The organism is Caballeronia sp. LjRoot31, assembly GCF_964253885.1.
Taxonomy (GTDB): domain Bacteria; phylum Pseudomonadota; class Gammaproteobacteria; order Burkholderiales; family Burkholderiaceae; genus Caballeronia.
Window position 1 is genome coordinate 2,345,757 of record NZ_CAXURX020000001.1, and the last position, 22,004, is coordinate 2,367,760.

The following is a 22,004-nucleotide window of genomic DNA, read 5'->3' on the forward strand; positions in this document are numbered from 1 at the left end:
AAAGGGCTTTGACGGCCCTCTACAACGCGACTTTGGCTGCCGACGCCCCGCTGGCCTGCGTCCCGTTGCCGCCCGCTTGTTCCAGCGCATCGAGTTCGCTGCGGGTCGGCAGACCTTCGCTGTCGCCGATCACCTGGATCGCCAGTGCGCCGATGCGGTTACCGCGTGTCAATGCGTGGCGCACGTCATACCCTTCCAGCAGCGCGCTCACCACGCCGACGGCGAAACCATCACCCGCGCCGACGGTATCGACGACATTTTTGACGGGGATCGCCTGCACCGTGCCTTCGTCGTTATCCGCGGTGCGGAAGTACGCGCCATGCGCCCCTAGCTTGACCACCACGCCCTTCGCGCCCTGATCCAGATAGAAACGAGCGATATCCTCCGGCTTCGTGAAGCCCGTCAGGATCTTGCCTTCGCTGACGCCCGGCATCACCCAGTCGGCCAGCGCGGCCAGCGCATTAAGCGACTCCGCCATCGCTTCACGCGACGGCCAGAGCGTGGGACGCAGGTTCGGATCGAAGGAAATGGTCTTGCCGGCCTTGCGCATTTCTCGCGCCATATGGAACCCGAGTTCACGCGAGGTCGCCGAAATGGCCGGTGCGACGCCCGTCAGATGCAATTGGCGCGCACCGAGCACGTAGTCGGCGACATAGTCATCGAGCGATAAATGGCTCGCCGCCGAACCTTTGCGGAAGTATTCGATCGCCGGATCGCTGCCGTCGTCATTCTTCGATTTGAGCTGGAAAGCCGTCGGATAACGCTCATCGATTGTCACGCAACTCGCGTCGATTCCTTCCTGCGCGAGCACGTCGAGTACGTATCGGCCGAACGAATCGTGGCCCACACGGCTCATCCAGCCGACCCGGAAACCGAGCCGCGACAAACCGATCGCAACGTTCAGATCCGCGCCGGCCACGCGCTTGGTGAACTGGCCGACCTTCGCGAGATCGCCGGTCTCGGCGGCGACGAACATCGTCATGGCTTCACCGTAGGTCACGACATCGAGAGGGGTTGTCATAAGCGGTCCTTCGTCATTCATTGATGGGGGGTGTTCAGGCCGATGCGAGTTGCTTGACGTAGCGGGCAGCATCGGCGGCGAGATTGTCTTGATCGAACGGAAATTCGATGCCGCGAGGAACGTCCGCCGGCAAGTAAGCCAGCAACGCGGCGAAGTGCGCGTCGTTGGTTGCCGGGGCCGTCGCGAAACGTCGCGCGCCTTCGCCCTGCACCGCCTTGCAATGCACGTAACCCACATATTTGGCCAGACGTCGCGCCGCTTCGAGCGGATCTTGCTGCGCCCATTGCCAGTTGCCGGTGTCGAAGGTCATGGAGAGCGTGTGCGAGCGGTTTTCCAGCGCGTGGAACAACGCAGAAAAAGCATTGATTGTGCCGCCCGCTTTCCGTTGGCCATTCTCGACGACGACCTGCGCCTTGGAATGTCGGATACCGGCGATCAAGCAATCGAGCGTCGCGGAATCCGTCGCCGTGCCGGTGCTCTCCGACCCGCCGAGCTGGAATTTGACGATGCGCGCATCGAGCGCAGCGGCTTCGTTCAGGGTCTGCTCCATCGCGGATTCATCGAGGGCGCCGGTATCGTCGAAAAGGGTCGCGGGGGTGGAATAGACCGGCCAGATGCCGGCCGCCCGGATTCGCTGACCGAGTTCGTACAGGGACGCGGGCTGGGATTGGGTCTCATCGGAGAACAATTCGCGGCGCACTTCGAAACCCGCCGCGCCTGCTTTTGCCGCCACTTCCGCCCAGATTGCGTGGCCGTCGCGGCGGATCATTTCCGGGCCGAATGCGCTCGCCACGATAACCACCGGGACGGTCGCATGAGCCGGGTTATTTTTGATCAGATTCTCAGAATTGCCGTGTTTCACAGCGGAATTTGCCTTTGACCAGTCAATGGAACCGGTTCCAAGAACGAATTTCAAAAAAGACGCCTGCTGCGTCTGAGTGACGTCAAATCATGCGCCTAGGGTTAAAAGGGCGCTATTCTGGAATTCCCTAAGGGTGACCGATCTACTTGCGCTGGTCGACGGTTGACGTGCTGGTAGCTTTGAATCGGAGTCGATGCCGGGCCGCTGCCGTCGGGCAAGATCCAGATATCCGTGGTTGGTGACAGATCGGATCTCACCGAAATTCGAGCGTCCACGCCGAGCTAATCAGCGGCAATCGTCACTTCTCAGACCCATCTTCCACGCACAGCGCATAAAACCTCGCCGCTGCCCGCGACGCTGCCGCTCCATGCGGCATCAGGATCGAAAATCGCCGTGTCAGCGGCTCCGGGGCGATTCGCAAACGCAGCAGCGCGCCGTCCTCATGGCGCATGGACATCGCCGACACGAAACCAATCCCCATTCCCGCCCGCACGGCTTCCTTCACGCCCTCCACGCCCGCGATTTCCAGCGCGACCCGCATCTGCGCGCCGGCCCGGGCGCACGCGCGCTCGACCAGTTGGCGCACGCCCGACCCGCCCTCGCGCAAAACCAGTGAATGAGCACATACCGCTTCCAGCGTCACCCTGCCGGAGACGGACGCCAGCGGATGCCCGCGCGGCGCAATCGCCACGATCTCGTCCTCGCGCCACTCTGTGACTTCAGTTCCCGGCGGCGGATCGGCGCCCACGGGCCCTTCGATCATCGCGATGTCCAGCGAACCCAGCGCCGCAATGATCTCAGCCGTATTCCCATCGATCGTGTGAACCGTCACATCCGGATGCTGCCGATGAAACTCCGCGATCAGATAAGGCAACAGGTAACTCGCCGGCGTCGTGCTCGCGCCAATCCTCAACGTGCCGCGCTCGAGCCCGCGCAGCGCGTTCCGGTACGCCTGCGCCTGCCCGACGGTCTCCCGGATCCGCGTGGCATAAACCGCGAGCTGTTCGCCAGCGGCGGTCAGCCGGATTCCACGGCCAGCGCGCTGATACAAAGGCTCGCCGAATTCGTCCTGCAACTGGCGTAACTGCCCCGACACAGCCGGCTGCGACAGATGCAGCGCAACAGCCGCCCGGCTGATGTTGGCATGCTCGGCGACGGTGGCGAAGGTTATAAGTTGGTCTGGGGTCATTGGCGCTCAACTATCGGCCAAATGGATATTTTACATTCTAAATGACGATTTTTCATATCTATATATCAATAATAGGATTGGCGTATCGAATCCAAAACGGAAAAAACCGTGAATTCCCTCGCCACTCCTGCCGCATCTCGTTCCGCTCCAACCGCCCCAGCCGGTCAAACGCGCGGTCAGCTAAACGGGATCTTGTTCGTCGCGCTGTTCGCCGCCGCCGTCACGCAATTGGCCGCGCTGCCGTTCATCTCGAACCTGGGACTCAGTCCGCTGATCGTCGGCATTGTTGCCGGCGCGATCTACGGCAATGCGTTGCGTGACGGCATGCCGGAAAGCTGGGCGTCAGGCGTGAACTTTTCCGCTCGCAAGTTGCTGCGTATCGCCGTCGGCTTCTTCGGGCTGCGCGTAAGCCTCCAGGAAATCGCGCAGGTCGGGCTGCCGGGCTTGACGGTATCGGTACTGGTGGTAGTGAGCACGCTCGCCATCGGCACATGGGCGGGCATGAAGCTGATGAAGCTCGACCGCGATACGGCATTGCTGACCGCAGCCGGCAGCGCGATCTGTGGCGCCGCGGCGGTGCTCGCATTCGAATCGACCTTGCAATCCGAGCCGCATAAAAGCGCGATGGCGGTGGGCAGCGTCGTGCTGTTCGGGACGCTCTCCATGTTCCTCTACCCGCTCGCGTTGCACCTCGGCTGGCTGCACCTGGATACGCTGGGCGTGGGCCTGTTTTTCGGCGGCACGATCCACGAAGTGGCGCAGGTGGTGGGCGCGGCCAGCAACGTGAGCCCGGAAGCGACGCATATCGCGACCATCGTGAAAATGACGCGCGTGATGCTGCTTGTGCCGGTACTGCTCGTGATCGGCATGTGGGTGAACCGCTCGCGTAACAGCGCTCAAAGCGACGGCAGCGGCACGAAGCGCAAGCTGGCGATTCCCTGGTTCGCGCTCGGTTTCCTCGCCCTCGTGATCGTGAATTCATTGCATGTTTTGCCTGATACCGCGACCCACACGCTGAACACGCTCGACACCTTCGCGTTGACCATGGCGATGACCGCCTTGGGCATCGAAACGCGGATCGCGCAGATTCGCCGCGCCGGACCACGGGCGCTGGTAACCGGGGCCATCGTGTATGCCTGGCTGATCGGGGGAGGACTCGCGATAACCATAGGCGTCGAGCGCCTGCTCGGGTAACGTTCGTAGAGGTGCCGTCTGCAGGAACACAAAAGCCCCGCCGCCCCTGCGGGGCTTTTGCTTTTCAGCGAGATTACAAGTGCGATGCAAGCACAACGGCACGCGTGTTGCTACCCTCTTGTTCTTGTCTTTGGGTTTCCAGCAATCACACCGCGAGGATATTGCCGATGGCCTATGAACTGTATTACTGGGATGGTCTTCAGGGCCGAGGCGAATTCGTCCGGCTCGCGCTGGAAGACGCCGGCGCCGACTACGTCGACGTTGCACGCGGCGCGAAGAAGGACGGACAAGGCACGGGCGCCATGATGAAGATCATCAACAGCAAGACCGAGCCGCACATTCCTTTCGCCCCGCCATTCCTGAAGGATGGCGAACTGATCGTGCCGCACGTGGCGAACATACTGCAATATCTGGGGCCGAAGCTCGGTCTCGCGCCGAAGGACGAAGGCCTGCGCTATGTCGCGCACGGCTTGCAGTTGACGATCGCGGACATGGTGACCGAAGTCCACGATACCCATCATCCGCTGGCAAGCGGCCTTTACTATGAAGACCAGAAGGACGCAGCCAAGAAGCGCTCGAAGGATTTCATCGAGAACCGGGTTCCGAAGTTCATCGGCTATTTCGAGCGCGTGCTCGCGCAGAATCCTCACGGCGACACACAGATGATCGGCAACACGACCACGTACGTGGATCTGTCGATATTTCAACTTGTCGATGGCCTGCACTACGCCTTTCCCCGCGCAATGAAAAAGTTCGGCAGTCTGTATCCGCGCGTGGCGGCGTTGCATGATGCGGTACTGGAACGACCGAACATCGCGGCTTATGTGGACTCGGAGCGCCGGATTCCATTCAACGAATCCGGCATCTTTCGTCATTACCCGGAACTGGATCAGGACGCCTAGGATTCCTGAGCCGGCCGGCCTGTATCGGATAAACGTAATCAAAAGGAGCATCAGATGGTCGAAACAATTCCCTCTTTCGGACTCGGAACCTTTCGCGTGGATGCGGAGAAAACCGCCAAGTCTGTCACAAGCGCACTGCAACTCGGGTATCGCCATATAGATACCGCGCAGCTCTACAAGAACGAAGAAGCCGTCGGGAAAGGCGTGCGCGACTCGCTCGTGCCGCGCGACGATATCTGGGTGACCACCAAGGTCTGGCACGACCGGCTGCGTCGTGACGACGTGGTGAAAAGCCTGGTGGAAAGCCACAAGAAGCTGAACATCGGCACAATCGATCTTGCGTTGATTCACTGGCCGTCGCCGGACAGCGTGGTGCCGGTCGCTGAATCGATCTTGGGCTTTCAGGACGCGCAGAAGCAGCAGTTGATCCGGTATTTCGGCGTGTCGAACTTCACCGCGCCGTTGCTCGAAGAAGCGTTGAACGCGCCCGGCGGCGAGAGCATTGTGACGAATCAGTTCGAAATCAGCCCGTTCCTCGCGAACCGCAAGCTGGTCGAGGCAACGCAAAAGCTTGGTGTGAAGGTGACTGCGTATATGCCGCTGGGCGAAGGCCGCGCGCATAAAGATCCCACGTTGGTGGCAATCGCGAAGAAGCATGGCGTGACGCCCGCTCAAGTGACGTTTGCATGGCTGCTGTCGCGCGATATCGTGGTGCTGTCTGCATCGACGAATCCGGAACATCAACAACTCAACTGGGACTCGCAAAAGGTGAGACTGGACGCCGACGATATTGCAAAGATCGATGCGCTCGACGAAGGCCAGCGAAATGCAAAGCCACCGTTCGCGCCGAAGTGGTGATTGAGTAGTTTGACGTAGAACACAACCCGGCTTTGATACGAAGAGGCCGGGTTGTCAGACCCTGGTCGCCCCGCTCCGCTACTCAGCCCAAATGTGTCCGCTTCTCGCGTGCGGGGGCGACATTGTTCGTTGAAAGCGCCTGGACGATGCCACAGTCCGTCGCTGATTCTTCCGTCGTGCATTGGCTCCTCAACGCAACCAGTTGCAACTTGAGTTGCGTCAATTCGTCGATCCGCCTGTCTACATGAAGAATATGTTCATCGACGAGCGAATTGATCGAACCGCACGGTTCGCCAGGCGCATCGGTCGCGCTGAGCAGATGGCGGATCTCGTCATGCGTCATATCCAGCGCGCGGCAATTACGGATAAACCGCAGACGTTCCGCGTGCGCCTCCGTGTAATTCCGGTAATTCGAATCTGTCCGGCTGGCTTCCGGCATCAAGCCTTCTTTCTCGTAAAAGCGGATGGTTTCAGTCGTGCACTGAGCCATTTTCGCCAATTCACCGATTTTCATTGCTTGGGCTCCCGGTCAACGCTTGACCTTGAAGTGACTTCAGGGCGTCTACTAAACCATAGATCCCCTCAGGAAGCCACGATGTCCCCACTCAGCGAAACGAATCACACGGTTGATGAAGAGCAGGCCAGGTCTCCGTGCGGCCACGGTCATGACCATTCGTCGGACCATGCGCCCTCGCATGCACATTCGCACGCCGAGGCAAAGGTCGCTGCCCCCGCTCCGCGAAAGCCTTTGAACGGCGGCGAACGCACGGTGTTTCTCATCGCGCAGATGGATTGCCCGACGGAAGAAGCGTTGATACGCAAGAAGCTTTCGGCCATGCCTTCCGTGCACAACGTGCAATTCAACCTGATGCAGCGCTTGCTCACCGTGGACCATTCGCCGCTTGAGCGTGAGGCGATTGCGCAGGCCATTCGATCGCTGGGGTTCACCGCTGAATTGCCCGAATCAGCGCCGCAAGGTGGAACTGCCGCCAGCGCGAGGAAATCCGCGCACTGGCCGCTCGCGCTGGCCTGCGCCGCGGCGGTTGCATCGGAGATAGTCAGCTTTGCCGCGTTCCCCGGCTGGATCGCGGCGTCGCTTGCCGTGCTTGCTGTCATCGCCGGTGGCCTCGGAACCTACAAAAAAGGCTGGGGCGCGATTCGCAACGGCAATCTCAACATCAACGCACTCATGAGCATTGCCGTCACGGGTGCGCTGGTGCTTGGCCAATGGCCCGAGGCAGCCATGGTCATGGTCCTCTTCAGCCTTGCCGAACTGATTGAAGCGAAGTCGCTCGACCGCGCGCGCAACGCAGTCCAGAAGCTGATGCAACTTGCGCCCGAGCGCGCGACCGTCCAGCAACCCGACGGCACGTGGCAAGACGTGGACGCCAAATCGGTATCGATAAACGCCGTCGTGCGCCTCAAACCCGGTGAACGGATCGGACTCGATGGCGTGGTAAGCGCCGGACGCTCCACGGTGAACCAGGCGCCCATCACGGGCGAAAGCCTGCCGGTCGATAAAGCACCCGGCGACGCCGTGTTCGCTGGCACGATCAACGAATCCGGGTCGATCGAGTATCGGGTGACGACACTCGCCAGCGATACAACGCTCGCCCGCATCATTCACGCGGTGTCGGAGACGCAAGGTTCGAAAGCGCCGACGCAACGCTTCGTCGACCAGTTCGCGCGTGTCTATACGCCGGTTATATTCGCGCTTGCGGTGCTCGTCGCGGTCCTGCCACCGCTCTTGGCTAGCGGTGTCTGGCACGACTGGATCTACAAGGCCCTCGTGCTGCTGGTGATTGCCTGCCCGTGCGCGCTGGTGATCTCGACGCCTGTGACTATCGTCAGTGGTCTCACTGCGGCGGCGCGAAAGGGCATTCTGATCAAAGGCGGTTCCACCCTCGAAAGGGGTCGCAAGCTGACCTGGCTCGCGCTCGACAAGACCGGTACGATCACGCATGGAACACCGGCGCAGACCGATTTCGAAGCCCTCGCCGATACAGACATCAACCGATGCCGGCAGCTTGCAGTCAGCCTCGCCGGACGATCGGATCACCCCGTGTCGCAGGCGCTCGCGCGTGCCGCCAACGCGGACAACATCTCTCACTTACCCGTCGATGAATTCGAAGCGTTGCCCGGACGCGGCGTGCAGGGGACGATCGACGGCCGACCTTACGCGCTAGGCAATCATCGTCTGGTCGAAGGGCTCGGGCGTTGTTCCGCCAGCCTGGAAGCCCGGCTCGACACGCTGGAACGCAATGGAAAAACCGTCGTCCTGCTGATCGGCGAAGAAGGCGTACTCGCTTTGTTCGCCGTCGCGGACACGGTCAAAGAATCCAGCCGTGCCGCCATCGGCGACCTGCATGCACTCGGCGTTCGCACCGTGATGCTGAGCGGTGACAATTCGCATACGGTGGCGGCCATAGCGAAAGCCGTGGGTATCGACGAAGCCCGCGGCGACCAGTTGCCCGCCGACAAACTCACTGCAATGGCGGAGGCAGTGGCAAAACGTGCGGCAGACGGCGCGGCGGCAGGCATGGTGGGCGATGGCATCAACGACGCCCCCGCCCTCGCCCGCGCTGATATCGGCTTTGCGATGGGCGCATTGGGCGCGGATACGGCCATTGAAACCGCCGACGTCGCGTTGATGGACGACGACTTGCGCAAGATCCCGGCTTTCATCCGGCTCTCGAAGGCGACGCATGCAGTGTTGATACAAAACATCGTGTTGGCGCTGGGGATCAAGGCCGTATTTTTCGTGCTTGCGCTGACGGGTGCGGGAACCCTGTGGATGGCCGTTCTCGCCGACGTAGGGGCAAGCTTGCTGGTCGTTGCCAACGGACTTCGCTTATTACGTCGATAACCAGCCGGTGCCAAGCAACTCAGTATGCACATGGATGCCGGAGCACTGCCCCGAGGCCCCTTGCGGGTGATATCCTTGCCCCGCATCATTGGCCTCGACCCGCTCCGACATTCAAGCTCACGTGCTTTCATTCCTGCTTAAACTTCGCACCCGGGCACAGATCCGGTTCCGGTTCTCCGAATCCCACTCCATGCTCGTGTGGGCCGTGATTGTCGGCGTGGCCGGCGCATTCGCGACTTCGGCGTTCCGCTATGGCATCGACGAAATGCAGCGCCTTTTTGGGGGCGATCACGGTAACTTCGTCGAGATGGCCACGCGCCTGCCCTGGCCCGTGCGGGTCGCGTTGCCCACGGCGGGCGGGCTGATCGCGGGCCTGTGCCTGCTGATCGCCCGGCGTCGCAGCTCGGGTCAGGCGAATGCCGACTACATGGAAGCAGTGACCATTGGCGACGGCGTCGTGCCGGTCTCACAAAGCCTGTGGCGCAGCATCTCGTCGCTATTCACCATCGCAAGCGGCGGGTCCATCGGACGAGAAGGCTCGATGGTGCAGCTCGCGGCGCTGTGCGCGTCGCTGATCGGGCGCTGGGTCCACTTCGATCCGCCGCGTCTACGCCTGCTCGTCGCCTGCGGCGCGGCGGCCGGGATCACCTCGGCGTATAACGCGCCTATCGCCGGCGCGTTCTTCGTGACCGAGCTCGTGCTCGGCTCCATGGCCATGGAAAGTTTCGGGCCAATCGTGGTGTCCTCCGTGGTCGCGAACATCACCATGCGCGAGTTCGCCGGCTACCGGCCGCCTTACGAAATGCCGGTGTTTCCAACTGTCACCGGCGTCGAAGTGCTGCTGTTCGTCATGCTCGGATTGCTCTGCGGCGTGCTCGCGCCGTATTTCCTGCGCCTGCTGGCGGCATCGAAACAACGCTTCGCCAAGCTGCCCCTGCCGTTGCCAATCCGGCTCGGATTCGGCGGCCTGATTGTCGGCGTGATCTCGATCTGGTTCCCGGAGGTCTGGGGCAACGGGTACGAAGTCGTCAACTCGATCCTGCATCATTCGTGGACTTGGGAAGCGCTGGCAGCGGTGCTGTTCTTCAAGATTCTCGCGACCGCGGCAACCGCGGGTTCCGGCGCGGTGGGCGGGATTTTCACGCCGACGCTCTTCGTAGGCGCGGTAGTCGGCTGCCTGTTCGGGCTCGCGGCGCATGCGATCTGGCCGCACTCCACGTCCGCGCCGTTTGCCTACGCGATGGTCGGCATGGGCGCGTTCCTCGCGGCCGCCACGCACGCGCCGTTGATGGCAATCCTGATGATCTTCGAGATGACGCTGAGCTATCAGGTCATGCTGCCGCTGATGCTTTCGTGCGTGGTGGCATTTTTCATTGCGCGGGCATCGGCGCAGACGTCGATGTACGAGGTCACGCTGCGGCGCAACCGTGACGAAAAAGAGCGCTCGCGGCTCGCCGCCACGCAAATGCGCGAGCTGGTGAAACCAGCCGACACGGTCGTCCCGCTCGATGCAGACGTGAAAGCCATGACGCGGGTGTTCCTCGAATATCCGGTGAAGTACCTTTACGTCGTGGATGCGGACGGGCAGTTTCGCGGCGTGGTGGCGTTGAAGGACATCACGTCCGACCTGCTCGATGAGCGCGACACTGCCGTCAAAACCGCCGAAGATTATCTGCAACCTCATTTCGATGTCCTTACACCGGACATGTCGCTGGGTGAAGCGTTGCAGCATTTCCTGGCGTTCCAGGGTGAGCGCTTGCCGGTCATCGACTGCCCGACGCGGCCGGTATTACTCGGCGTTGTCTACAAAACATCGCTTCTCGATGCTTACTTCCGATTAAACCCGGCATCGCGCTGAAATTGCTCGATGTGTGCAAAATTGCGGCAGTACCGGTCTGCCCCGTGAAGCACGCGCTGAAAAGCGGATTCTAGAATTCGCTCGAACAACGGCCGCCGGCGCCGCTTGAAACAAGGCTCGGCCGGCACGCACCATTCATCAAGTGATGCGTTGGAAAACCGCACTGATCGATTGGCATAACGTTTGCTCGAATCCTCGCTACTATTCTCCGTACGGCCTCGTGTTTGTGCTGCCTGGATACCGCTTGCGTGAGCTTGTGTACTAAGTGTCTGGAGGGTTGAGCGATGAAAACCTCAACGGCTTTACTGATGGTTCTGGTATCCGTGTCGTGTTATGCCGCGCCGATCCACACGGACGATGCGGCAATCTACTCTGCTCGCCAGGCCGAAGCCATGCGCGCGGCACTTGCCATTCGCGCCAATGCCCCGCCGGTCTCACCGCCGGCGCCGGAAGTGCGCGCACAGGAACTCGATCACGCGCACTGGTTTCATGTGGAATTGCCGAAGTCGCGCTCGCCCAGCCACGGCGTGACGAGCCAGGTAATAGAAGTGCAGACGTGAAGCGCAGGCGTGAAGCTCGGCCGCGCGCATGGCGACTCGGATTGACCACCAAAAACAACCAAGACAACCAAGGGCACCAATGACCGATACACATCTGAATGCCGGCTTGAACGACGAACCGATCGATGACGAAATCGCAGAGGTCTTGCGTGACCTGAAGTTTCCAGCCAATAAGGACGGCATTGTCGATGCGGCCCGCGCTGCAGGCGTGAGCAACGATGTGATTGCCGTGTTCGATGGATTGCCTGAGCAGGACTACGCCAGCGCCGATGCGGTGGAGCAGTTGCTAGGCAGTAACGGCGGCTCTGGGATCTCTATCTGAGCGAGCGAATGAGAAACTGAGCGGACGTTTATTCGCACGGCCCCTCTCAGACCACGTCGGATCCAAACACCACCCGGCTAAAAAACTTCGCCAGCACGGCTTCGGACATTTCACTGCCGCAAGCCTGCGGATCCGACGTATAAAAAAACTGCATGCCATCAATCAACGCCGTCAGTCCAAGCGCGAGCTGCTCCGCTGGCATGGGCAACGGCGTCCCCGCCCGTTCCGAAAACGCGACAATGTAAGCGGTCGTCGTCTGCAACAATTCCCGGATGAACGCGTTGAATTGCGCGCGAAATTTCGCATCGCGGCTTGATTGCAATTTCGCCTCCACCCACAACAAAAAACACTTGTTGTCGCGGTAGCACTCACTGTAATACTGCAACAGGCGGGCTTCCATGTCGGCCCGGCTCGCTTCGCCATCGAAGATGGAATGCAGCCGGCCCATGATCCCGTCGTGATCGCGCTTGAGCAGTTCCAGAAACAAAGCGGACTTGCTGCCGAAGTTCGAATAGAACGCACCGCGCGTATAACCCGCCGCCGCCGCAATGTCCTCGACACTGGCGGCAACAAACCCCTTCTTCATGAAAACAGCTTGTGCGGCGTCCAGCAAACGCTCACGCGTTTGATCACGGCTTTGCTCCCGGGTGAGGCGAATTCGTTTCATCGGTCGAGTTTACCATCTCAAAATTGAATTATGATACGGCTTTGATTCCAGATTCATGGTTGTATTAGAATTCATCGCGTATCTGGCGGTGAGGTGCTGGAAAGCTTGGTGGCCATAGCATGCCGCCTGTTCGAGTATCGCGCCCCGAATAACGCCATATCTTGAAAATGCGCAGCGACAGACCGTGTCGACGCTGCGCGCCGGCCGTGCCTGCAAGTCCCTTGCGCGCACGGCAAGCCTTTGCGTCGAGGTCATTCGTGATTCTGCAAGTCTGTCGCCGCACGCGGCCGTTGTCATTGCCATTATTGTCATCGCTCCGATCGCGGTTAATGTCGTTCACGTTGCCCGGGCCGGGATCTTTTCCTGCTCGCCGCACCCTTGCCTGGTCGTTGGGCGTGGTCGCTGTCGTCGCGCTCAGCGCATGCGGCAAGAAGGAAGCGCCCCCCGTGGCGTTGCGTCCCGTGGTCGCCATGGCGGCCGTCGCCGACACGCACACTGTGCAGTCGTCGCTGCCCGCGACTATCGAAGCGCGTTACTCGACCCCGCTGTCGTTTCGTGTGGCCGGGAAGATCATCGAGCGCAGCGTGCGTCTGGGCGACAGCGTGAAAGCCGGCGAGATCGTGGCGAAACTCGATCCCGCCGACAACGCCAAAAGCGCCGCGAGCGCAGCCGCGCAACTGTCCGCCGCCCAGCATCAGCTCACGTATGCCGAGCAACAACTCACGCGCGACCGCGCCCAGGCGCAGGAAAACCTGATCGCCCGCGCGCAGCTCGAACAAACCGAGAACGCCTACGCCGCCGCGCTCGCGCAGCGCAACCAGGCGCAGGCGCAGGCCGCGTTGTCGGCCGACCAGTTGAAATACACCACGCTTGTTGCTGACCGCGCCGGTGTCATCACGGCTGAACAGGCTGACACGGGACAGAACGTATCGGCGGGACAGGCCGTCTATAACCTCGCGTGGAGCGGCGAGATCGACGTGGTCTCGGACGTGCCGGAAACTACGCTCGGGTCGCTCGCGGTCGGCCAGAAAGCCACCGTGAAGCTTGCCGCGCTGGGAGGCAAACAGTTCGCGGCCCGGGTGCGTGAGGTGTCGCCCGCCGCCGATCCTCAAAGCCGTACCTATCGCGTGAGGATGACGCTTGAAGCCCCCACGCCGGAAGTCCGCCTTGGCATGACAGCCGACGTGGCATTCGCGCAGACAGCCGCATCCGGGGCATCCGCGCAAGCGTTCACGCTGCCCTCCACCGCGCTTTTTCACGCGGGCAAACTGCCTGCCGTCTGGATTGTGAAGGCTGACGGGTCGCTTGAATTGCGGCGCGTGGATGTGTCTCGATACGGCGAGCGCACCGTGACGGTTTCCAACGGTATCTCGTCTGGGGATCGTGTGGTATGGCAAGGTGTCCATACCGTTTCCGCCGGCGAAAAGGTTCGCGTGGTCACGCCCTTGCATCCGGAAGACTTCGCGTCATGAGCGACCAAGAGCGGGATTCATCGAAAGATGCTGCCAACGCTGCGGCCGCGGCGTCGGGCGATTATCGTCACGAAGAAGGCAGTTTCAATCTCTCGGCCTGGGCATTGCGTCATCAGGCGCTGGTCGTCTTCCTGATCGCCATGGCGACCATTTTCGGCGTGCTTGCGTACACCCGGCTCGCGCAATCGGAGGACCCGCCGTTCACGTTCCGCGTGATGGTCATCCAGACCTTCTGGCCAGGAGCCACCGCACAGCAGATGCAGGAGCAGGTCACCGACAAGATCGCGAAAAAACTGCAGGAAACGCCCGCCACCGACTTCCTGCGCAGCTACTCCCGCCCTGGCGAATCCCTGCTGTTCTTCACGATGAAGGACGGCGCGCCCGCGAAAGACGTGCCTGAAGAGTGGTATCAGGTACGCAAGAAAGTCGGGGACATTGCCTACACGCTGCCAAGAGGGGTGCAAGGTCCCTACTTCAACGACGAATTCGGCGATGTCTTCACGAACATCTACACGCTGGAGGGCGACGGTTTTTCGCCGGTGCAACTCCACGATTACGCTGACTCGCTGCGCACCGTCTTGTTGCGCGTGCCTGGTGTAGCGAAGGTCAATTATTTCGGCGATCAGGACGAGCGCGTTTACATCGAAATAGCCAATACGCAACTCACGCGGCTCGGTATCTCGCCGCAGCAGATTGCTCAGGCTATTGACGGTCAGAATGCGGTTGCGCCCTCCGGCACGCTGAATACGCCCGACGACCGCGTGTTCGTGCGGCCGACTGGCCAGATCACCGACATGGCCGCGCTCGCCAACACGCTGATCCGTGTCAACGGCCGGTCGTTCCGTCTTGGTGACATAGCCACCATCAAGCGAGGATATCTCGATCCCCCGGCCACGCAAATGCGCGCGGGCGAGAAGCCGGTGCTGGGTATTGGTATCACGATGCAGCCCGGTCAGGACGTCGTGCAGTTGGGCAAGGCGCTGGACGCCAAGGTGGCTGAGCTGCGCGCGCAACTCCCCGCCGGCCTCGTGCTCAACGAAGTATCGAGCATGCCGCATGCGGTATCGAAGTCCGTCGATGACTTTCTTGAAGCCGTTGCCGAAGCAGTCATCATCGTGCTGATCGTGAGCCTGGTGTCGCTCGGCGTGCGCACCGGCATGGTGGTCGTGATCTCGATTCCGGTCGTGCTCGCGGTCACCGCCCTCTTCATGTATCTCTTCGATATCGGCCTGCACAAGGTCTCGCTCGGGACGCTGATCCTCGCGCTGGGCCTGCTGGTCGACGACGCGATTATCGCTGTCGAAATGATGGCGGTGAAACTCGAACAAGGCTGGAACCGTTCGCGTGCCGCGGCCTACGCCTATACCAGCACTGCGTTCCCCATGCTCACGGGCACGCTCGTGACGGTCGCCGGTTTCCTGCCGATCGCGCTGGCCAAATCCAGCACCGGGGAATACACGCGCTCGATCTTCGAGGTGTCGGCCATCGCGTTGATCGCGTCGTGGTTCGCGGCGGTCGTGCTGATTCCGCTGCTCGGCTACAAGCTGTTGCCCGAGCGCAAGCGCGAGGCGCATCACGCCCACGATCATGAACACGATATCTACGACACGAAGTTCTACACGCGTCTGCGCGGCTGGCTGACATGGTGTATTGAGCGGCGCTTCGTCGTGCTCGGCATTACGCTCGTGCTGTTCGTGATAGCGCTGGCAGGCTTTACGCTGGTTCCCCAACAATTCTTCCCGAGTTCGGACCGATCGGAACTGCTCGTCGATGTCCGTCTGCAAGAAGGCGCCTCATTCGAAGCCACGCTGCGCGAGACCAAACGTCTTGAGAAGGTACTGGAGGGGCGGCCCGAGGTCGATCATGTGGTGAACTTCGTCGGCTCGGGTGCGCCGCGCTTCTATCTGCCGCTCGACCAGCAGTTGCAAGTGGCGAACTTCGCGCAGTTCGTCATTACGGCAAAGTCAGTCGAAGATCGCGAGAAACTCGCACGCTGGCTTGAACCTGTGTTGCGCGAGAAGTTCTCGGCAGTACGCACGCGTTTGTCGCGACTCGAAAACGGTCCGCCGGTCGGCTATCCGGTGCAGTTCCGCGTAAGCGGCGACGACCTGCCGACAGTGCGCGGTATCGCTGAAAAGGTCTTTGCCGAAATGCGTGCCGACAGTGGCACGACCAATGTCCAGTACGACTGGGACGAACCGTCGGAGCGCTCGGTGCGCTTCGATATCGACCAGAAGAAGGCGCGTGAACTTGGTATCACATCGCAGGACGTATCGAATTTCCTCGCGATGCAACTGACCGGTTATACCGTCACGCAGTATCGTGAACGCGACAAGCTGGTCAGCGTCGACTTGCGGGCCCCGAAAAGCGAACGGGTTGATCCGGCGAAGCTCGCCACGCTGGCCATGCCGACGCCGAACGGCCCCGTGCCGCTCGGAACGATCGGGCATGTGGTGAACGATCTGGAATACGGCGTGATCTGGGAACGCGACCGTCAGCCGACCATCACCGTGCAGTCGGACGTGAAGGCCGGCGCGCAAGGTATTGACGTCACCCATGCGATCGAGAAGAAGCTCGCTACGTTGCGTGCGGGCTTGCCGGTGGGGTATCGGATAGAAGTGGGCGGACCGGTTGAGGAAAGCGAGAAAGGCCAGTCGTCCATCAATGCGCAGATGCCGATCATGGTGATTGTCGTGTTGACGCTCTTGATGATCCAGTTGCAGAGCTTCGCACGGGTGATGATGGTGGTTCTGACCGCGCCGCTCGGGTTGATTGGCGTGGTGATCGCGCTGCTGTTGTTCAACAAGCCGTTCGGGTTTGTCGCCATGCTGGGCGTGATCGCCATGTTCGGGATCATCATGCGCAACTCGGTGATTCTCGTCGATCAGATCGAACAGGACATTGCCGCGGGGCATCCTCGCTTTGACGCCATTGTTGGCGCGACCGTGCGGCGTTTCCGGCCGATCACGCTGACCGCCGCCGCTGCGGTGCTCGCGCTGATCCCGCTGTTGCGCAGCAACTTCTTCGGTCCGATGGCAACCGCGCTGATGGGCGGGATCACGAGCGCAACCGTCCTCACGCTGTTTTATCTGCCGGCGTTATATGCGGCTTCGTTCAAGGTGCGGCGTAACGAGCGCGCGGGGTTTGAAGATCCAGACATGCCCTCCGCGCCGGATACTCGCCAAGGAGGCCAGTCATGAAACGCGCTTACCTGACTGCTCTAGGCTTCGCAGCCACCCTTTCCGCGTGCTCGTTCGGCCCGGACGGGAAACCGCCCGTCATGCCAACGGTGGCCCATTACGGCGCCGACGCGCAACCGGCACGCACCGTGACGGCCGAAGGGGTATCGCAGAGTTTCGATGCCAACGCGAAACCGGTGCCCGAGTGGTGGAAGCTTTATCGTTCGGAACCGCTGAACGCGCTCGTCGATGAGGGTTTGCGCAATAGCCCGAGCCTCGCCGCGACGGACAAAACCCTCGCCGCGGCGCGTGAGCAACTACGGGCGCAAGTCGGATCGTCAATGTTGCCGAGCATCGACCTTGGCGGCCAGACGGACCGGGAGCGCGCAATTGGCGTGCCGAACTTCGGGCCGCCCACGGTGCTCTACAACCTCTTCGTTGGTCAGATCCGGGCGCAATACACGTTCGACCTGTTCGGTGCGGCGCGGCTCGCAGACCGGGCGCTGGCTGCACAAGTGGACAGCCAGTCCTGGCAATTCGATGCCGCCCGCCGTGCACTCGCGGCAAACATCGTCACGGGCGCTATCGGTGCCGCCTCGTTGCGTGCGCAAATCGATACGACCGAACGGCTGATCGTCCTCGCCAATGAAGACGCGCGAGAAACCCAGCGCCGCTACGAACTCGGTTCGGCGTCGCGCGCGGACGCGCTCAACGCGCAATCGAACGCCGCCGCGCTCGCCGCTTCGTTGCCAGCGCTGCGGGCCCAGTGGCTTGCAACCCGTCACGCGCTTGCCGTGATGCTTGGCCGGACACCGGATCAGGCGCCGCCGGATCTCGATCTCGCGTCGCTCACCGTGCCCGGCAATGTGTCCGTGGTCGTACCGTCGGAACTGCTCGCCAGCCGCCCGGACATTCAGGCCGCCGATGCGCTGCTCAAGGCCGCCGCGGCGCAAGTCGGCGTCGCGACAGCGCAAATGTTCCCGAGCCTGACGCTGTCGGCGTCGATGGGGCAAGCGGGTTTCAGCTGGCCGACCGCCTTGTCCGGCGCGGGCGCGATCTGGGGGATAGGCGCGTCGCTGTCGCAGCCGTTGTTTCATGGCGGCGCATTGCTCGCCCAAAGGCGCGCGGCGCAAGCGAGCTACGAGGCCGCCGTGGCGCAATACAAGCAGACGGTGCTGACCGCGTTCCGCAACGTGGCGGATTCACTCGTGGCGCTCGAGCAGGATAACCAGGCACTCAGTTTCGCCGATACCGCCAGCCGCACTTCAATGAGCGCCTTCACGGATTCGGCGGCGCGAGAGCGGCTCGGAGCGATTCCTCCCTCGGCGACGCGTGCGAGCGAGCGCCAGTATCGAAATGTGCGGCTGGATGCTATTCGCTATGAAAGCGCACGGCTCAGCGATACCGCGTTGCTGTTCCAGGCAATGGGTTCTCCGACCGGCAGCACGGCGAATCTTGCGGCTGCGGCAAAAGCGGCCGAGACAGCGACGGGGACAGCGACGGGGACAGCAAAATAACCGTCGCTGCCGGGTCGCATTCCATTCGGGCGAGTTCTCTCTCATCTGACGGGTAAAAACTGAAACGAGCGCTGTACGCAAAGAGCCATTCCGACGTGAGTCGAAACGGCTCTTTGCACTTCATCAGGACGACCGAAGCCTGGGATTAAAGACATCGAATGTCACAATTCAGGATCGCCGAAACATCGCACTGCCATCCAAATGCGCCCATAACCTTCCTTCAACTCAATTTCTTCACTGAAACCTTTCACTATTCAGATAAATCGCGTTATTTCGGACCGCACTTTCCCATAGGCTTGCGAGCTTTCGTGTATTCAGGGGAAATGCCATGTCTCGCTCACCGCTCCGTGACCTGTTCCGGCTCGTTCATTCAGGACTGGAAAAAGTCGCGCTGGCGTGCGCTGCCTTTGGTTTGATGCACGTAACGGCCCGCGCGGGAGAGTCCGCCCCGGCCAGCGTGCCCGCAGGTGAGCAATGGCGCAGCCACGCCGCGCCCCAACTCGCAGCCGATGACCCATGGAGCAACCCCGCAGCACCCAGTCTCGCAGTTGACGATGCCTGGAGCGCACCGTCCGGCGATCGGCTCACATCGCCGGGACAAATCCGCGCCGATTCACCAGCGCCTGCGTCAGAGCAAGAGCCCCGACCGGCCGCAACGACGCATGCGCCCGGCTCCGTAGCAACAACCGTCCAGGAAACATCTCCCGCCCTCGCGATGGATCGCTCCGGCTGGAATGAAACACCGCGTGGACGTTCGCCCGGTCTGATCGCATCCCACGACGCGTGGCTCAACCGCACCACGCGGGTCGCTGAACCGAGCGAACCGGCGAAAGCGCCGGTACATAGTGCGCCCCCTCCGCCAGCCGATCCGTGGAGCGCGCCCTTGCCCGGCCTCGTTGCATTGGACGATGTTGTGACGCCTGCCCCGGCGGCTTCTTCTACCGCCATCGACGCCAACTCGCACCCGGGTTTCATGGTCACGCCCGATGCCAGGCTGCCGAGCGTCAGCCAGGCTCAGGGCGCTTTATCTGCTGAGGCATCGCCAACGGTTTTGGCAGCCTGTCGGCCTATACATCGACGGACCCGTCCGATTGTTCACAGTACTTCAAACGCGCCCCGATCCTCGGGGACGAAACGCGCAAGGGCGCGTAGAGCGCCAACGCCCGCATGGTGCCGTTCAGTTTCGGCAAGCGCGCGGCATCGCTGAATGGCGCTGCGGGCACGGAGAACGGAACCGTTCCTGTGCATCGACACCATGCTGGCCGCTCTGCTACTCCGGCCTGCGCCTATCTGGAGCGACAACCGACGCGATCCCGAACAATCGCGCCAGCGACGCGCATACGAACAACGTCCGGCGCACGTTCACCATGCCGGGCATCGCGCGCTGACGCCGGTGCGGCAACGAGTGAATCGGGCGCAACTGGGCGACCTGCCGGAGGATCGCGTTGGACAAGCCCAGCGATGATCAAAAAGGTGCGGCGTAATTTAAGACGGAAAACGAAACGCTTTGCGGATGAATACAGGCTTTTGTCCGCCAGCTATTAGTCGAATGGAGTCACCGGTCAAAGTTGTGCACAGAAATTGGGGACCACCCTGTTGACAACCTTCTGACAAACGCCGGAACGCATTGAACGGAAAGGGTTTTCAGGTGCCGCTTCAAAGTGCGCCGGGCACGCGGATTCGATCGTTTCAACCCGCAAAGTTGTGCACACAATCTGTTGAAGGACCTGTGGACAAGCGTGAGGGAATCTTCTTAAGTCTTTGATAAATAAACGCAGTTTCGAATCGATCCGATTTTGATCCACGCGTTGCGTGTAATGTTGGCGCGTTCCCAAGCCCGCAACGACCGGCGAGTTATCCCCAGTAATTGTGGGCAGGCTTGTTGATAAGCATGGGGCTCAACGCTTAAGTCGCTGATGTAGCACGGTTTAATAGCCGTGACTCGAAAGCGTCTTTGTAAGCGCAGACGTTTCAGGGAAGACGGAACGCCGGACGCTTCGCCCGTGCGACGGGAATTGCGCCAGTGCGACGGATCACTTCTCGAATCCGCGTGAGCAGATCGTCTGCTTTATACCGATCGTCCTGGCTGAGCCGCTCGGTAACGGTCTCGAACGCCTGGTCGATGCGCAGCAGGATCGCTTCCGCCTCGGCGCGTTTCAGGCCCAGTCGCTCGCCGTATGCAATCAGCTGCCCGGGCACGGGGAAAACCTTCGACTTATTCAGGTTCAGCGCCATCCGGCCGTCGAGCATCGGATAGATGCCCGTGCAGACGACATCATAGATGGGCGAGAGCCGACGCGGCCCGGTGGGATCGGCATAGACAATGCCGATGTTCTTCATATGCGCATCACCATCGCGAAGAAAACACGACAGCGCGACACGCTCGAACAGCCGCAGCGATTGCGCGCGGAAATCAGCGCCGGTATAGACCTCCACTGCCCGTCCGATCATCTCGTAACTGCCGCGGTATTTGTCGTTGCCGGTCAGCACGCTCATGTCCTCGAAGCCGAGCGGCGTGCCGTCCGGCGCACGATCGAAACGCGCCATGACGAACAGCAGGCCGTCGTTGGAGAGCCAGAAATCGGGCACGTCGAAACCCGCCTCGCGCGCCACCGACATGCACAGGAATTCGTTGCGGGCGATCCCCGCATAGTCGTCGCCTTCAGCCTTCACGATCACCGTGGTCAACGGCAAGGTCGCGTGTGCGTCGAGCGTCGCCGCACCGGGCGTGGACATGCTAGCGGGAACCTCGGCAGCAAGTGGCACCACGGTCTTCGGCTGCACGCCTGAAATGCCCGAGCCGAGCGCATATTTGCTCACCAGACGTTCGAACAATTGTCCCGATGGCGACGACAGCAGCTCGTCAAGCCGCTCACCCTCGCCCTCAGGCACTGTCTGGCCGTGCAGCGCGTAGGTGAGCCTGCCAATCTGGTTTCGCCCGGCGAGGAACAGCAGGAACATGTCGCTGGGGGTACCGAAGCGCGCCAGCCGTTCTTCGATGATGTATCGCAAATAACCTTCCGGGCGATTCATTGCGAACACGTTCATCAGCGCGCCACTGCTGTAGCTCTTGCGGCGCACGGGCATGGTCAGCGACACGGCCGCGTCCGGCTCGACTTCTCCGTAGTTGAAGACGAAGGTGCTCTCCTTCGCCAGCAGACCGGCCAAGCCCTGGGGCGTGTGAACGTCGAGCCGGCGGATTTTGTCGAAGAGCTGTTCCAGGTCGAACGGCGGCGCAGGCTTAAGGGACAACGGCGTGCTCATTCGTCCTCCCTGAAGAAGAAGTCCAGATCTTCGAAGACCACAGTGTCTTTCGGACGCAGTGTGAGGTCGTAGCCGAGCGCGTTGGCGATCCGGCAAAACTCATGAAGGCCGACGTTCTGTGCACCTTCCGCATTGGTGATTGTGCGCCGGGCCACCCCCGCGCGATCAGCCAGCGTCTGCTGACTCATGCGTCGCTCGCGCCGGAGCGAGCGGAGTTCCGCTGCCACACGCTCGAAATTGCTGATGGGGTCGGTGTATTTGCGCGTCATGATG

General features: G+C 61.4%; 18 protein-coding genes. 11 read left to right on the plus strand and 7 right to left on the minus strand.

Translation table 11 applies throughout. The features are described 5' to 3' along the window. Nucleotides 1-19: 19 nt before the first annotated feature. The 3 genes from ACSQ8V_RS10370 to ACSQ8V_RS10380 form a co-directional block, all read right to left on the minus strand. A complete protein-coding gene (locus ACSQ8V_RS10370; RefSeq protein ID WP_436205669.1) occupies nucleotides 20-1,021 on the minus strand; it encodes a sugar kinase in 1,002 nt (333 codons plus the stop codon). Nucleotides 1,022-1,055: 34 nt separating this feature from the next. Continuing rightward, nucleotides 1,056-1,790 carry a sugar phosphate isomerase/epimerase family protein gene (locus ACSQ8V_RS10375; protein ID WP_436206635.1) on the minus strand — a complete coding sequence of 245 codons (735 nt, stop codon included), beginning with the start codon at nucleotides 1,788-1,790 and terminating at the stop codon, nucleotides 1,056-1,058. Nucleotides 1,791-2,181: 391 nt separating this feature from the next. After that, nucleotides 2,182-3,072, minus strand: a complete 891-nt coding sequence (locus ACSQ8V_RS10380) for a LysR family transcriptional regulator (protein ID WP_436205670.1) — start codon at nucleotides 3,070-3,072, stop codon at nucleotides 2,182-2,184. Between the two features lie 108 nt (nucleotides 3,073-3,180). On the opposite strand from ACSQ8V_RS10380, the gene ACSQ8V_RS10385 reads away from it, so the two are divergent. From ACSQ8V_RS10385 to ACSQ8V_RS10395, 3 genes are all read left to right on the plus strand, one after another. Next, nucleotides 3,181-4,266: a YeiH family protein gene (locus ACSQ8V_RS10385; protein ID WP_436205671.1), complete on the plus strand. Its 1,086-nt coding sequence runs from the start codon at nucleotides 3,181-3,183 to the stop codon at nucleotides 4,264-4,266. A gap of 167 nt (nucleotides 4,267-4,433) precedes the next feature. Next, nucleotides 4,434-5,168, plus strand: coding sequence for a glutathione S-transferase (locus ACSQ8V_RS10390; protein WP_436205672.1), 735 nt, complete (start codon nucleotides 4,434-4,436; stop codon nucleotides 5,166-5,168). 54 nt (nucleotides 5,169-5,222) lie between these two features. Further along, nucleotides 5,223-6,026, plus strand: a complete 804-nt coding sequence (locus ACSQ8V_RS10395) for an aldo/keto reductase (RefSeq protein ID WP_436205673.1) — start codon at nucleotides 5,223-5,225, stop codon at nucleotides 6,024-6,026. Nucleotides 6,027-6,108: 82 nt separating this feature from the next. On the opposite strand, the gene cadR is transcribed toward ACSQ8V_RS10395, so the two are convergent. Beyond that, a complete protein-coding gene (gene cadR / locus ACSQ8V_RS10400) occupies nucleotides 6,109-6,540 on the minus strand; it encodes a Cd(II)/Pb(II)-responsive transcriptional regulator (protein ID WP_436205674.1) in 432 nt (143 codons plus the stop codon). Between the two features lie 81 nt (nucleotides 6,541-6,621). On the opposite strand from cadR, the gene ACSQ8V_RS10405 reads away from it, so the two are divergent. From ACSQ8V_RS10405 to ACSQ8V_RS10420, 4 genes are all read left to right on the plus strand, one after another. Beyond that, nucleotides 6,622-8,892: a heavy metal translocating P-type ATPase gene (locus tag ACSQ8V_RS10405; protein WP_436205675.1), complete on the plus strand. Its 2,271-nt coding sequence runs from the start codon at nucleotides 6,622-6,624 to the stop codon at nucleotides 8,890-8,892. Between the two features lie 121 nt (nucleotides 8,893-9,013). Continuing rightward, entirely contained in the window at nucleotides 9,014-10,750 is a 1,737-nt protein-coding gene (locus ACSQ8V_RS10410) for a ClcB-like voltage-gated chloride channel protein (protein WP_436181857.1), read from the plus strand. Nucleotides 10,751-11,034: 284 nt separating this feature from the next. Next, a complete protein-coding gene (locus ACSQ8V_RS10415; RefSeq protein ID WP_436181858.1) occupies nucleotides 11,035-11,310 on the plus strand; it encodes a hypothetical protein in 276 nt (91 codons plus the stop codon). Between the two features lie 79 nt (nucleotides 11,311-11,389). Beyond that, the gene (locus ACSQ8V_RS10420) at nucleotides 11,390-11,632 is read left to right on the plus strand and encodes a DUF2795 domain-containing protein (RefSeq protein ID WP_436205676.1); all 243 of its coding nucleotides are present in this window, start codon (nucleotides 11,390-11,392) and stop codon (nucleotides 11,630-11,632) included. 46 nt (nucleotides 11,633-11,678) lie between these two features. Here the strand turns inward: ACSQ8V_RS10420 and ACSQ8V_RS10425 are convergent, their stop codons facing one another. After that, nucleotides 11,679-12,299, minus strand: a complete 621-nt coding sequence (locus ACSQ8V_RS10425; protein ID WP_165091303.1) for a TetR/AcrR family transcriptional regulator — start codon at nucleotides 12,297-12,299, stop codon at nucleotides 11,679-11,681. A gap of 329 nt (nucleotides 12,300-12,628) precedes the next feature. Here ACSQ8V_RS10425 and ACSQ8V_RS10430 point away from each other — a divergent pair, with 329 nt between their 5' ends. From ACSQ8V_RS10430 to ACSQ8V_RS10445, 4 genes are all read left to right on the plus strand, one after another. Continuing rightward, nucleotides 12,629-13,771, plus strand: coding sequence for an efflux RND transporter periplasmic adaptor subunit (locus ACSQ8V_RS10430; protein WP_436205677.1), 1,143 nt, complete (start codon nucleotides 12,629-12,631; stop codon nucleotides 13,769-13,771). Next, entirely contained in the window at nucleotides 13,768-16,971 is a 3,204-nt protein-coding gene (locus tag ACSQ8V_RS10435) for an efflux RND transporter permease subunit (protein ID WP_436205678.1), read from the plus strand. The genes ACSQ8V_RS10430 and ACSQ8V_RS10435 overlap by 4 nt, the downstream gene beginning before the upstream one ends. After that, on the plus strand, nucleotides 16,968-18,467 hold the full coding sequence (locus ACSQ8V_RS10440; protein ID WP_436205679.1) for an efflux transporter outer membrane subunit: 1,500 nt from the start codon (nucleotides 16,968-16,970) through the stop codon (nucleotides 18,465-18,467). Before ACSQ8V_RS10435 ends, ACSQ8V_RS10440 begins: the two co-directional genes overlap by 4 nt. 1,207 nt (nucleotides 18,468-19,674) lie before the next feature. After that, a complete protein-coding gene (locus ACSQ8V_RS10445; protein ID WP_436205680.1) occupies nucleotides 19,675-19,932 on the plus strand; it encodes a hypothetical protein in 258 nt (85 codons plus the stop codon). Between the two features lie 506 nt (nucleotides 19,933-20,438). Here ACSQ8V_RS10445 and ACSQ8V_RS10450 read toward each other — a convergent pair. Further along, on the minus strand, nucleotides 20,439-21,731 hold the full coding sequence (locus tag ACSQ8V_RS10450; protein ID WP_436205681.1) for a type II toxin-antitoxin system HipA family toxin: 1,293 nt from the start codon (nucleotides 21,729-21,731) through the stop codon (nucleotides 20,439-20,441). Further along, nucleotides 21,728-22,000 (minus strand): helix-turn-helix domain-containing protein, encoded by a 273-nt coding sequence (locus tag ACSQ8V_RS10455; RefSeq protein ID WP_035564930.1) that lies wholly within the window; start codon nucleotides 21,998-22,000, stop codon nucleotides 21,728-21,730. Before ACSQ8V_RS10455 ends, ACSQ8V_RS10450 begins: the two co-directional genes overlap by 4 nt. Nucleotides 22,001-22,004: the final 4 nt, after the last annotated feature.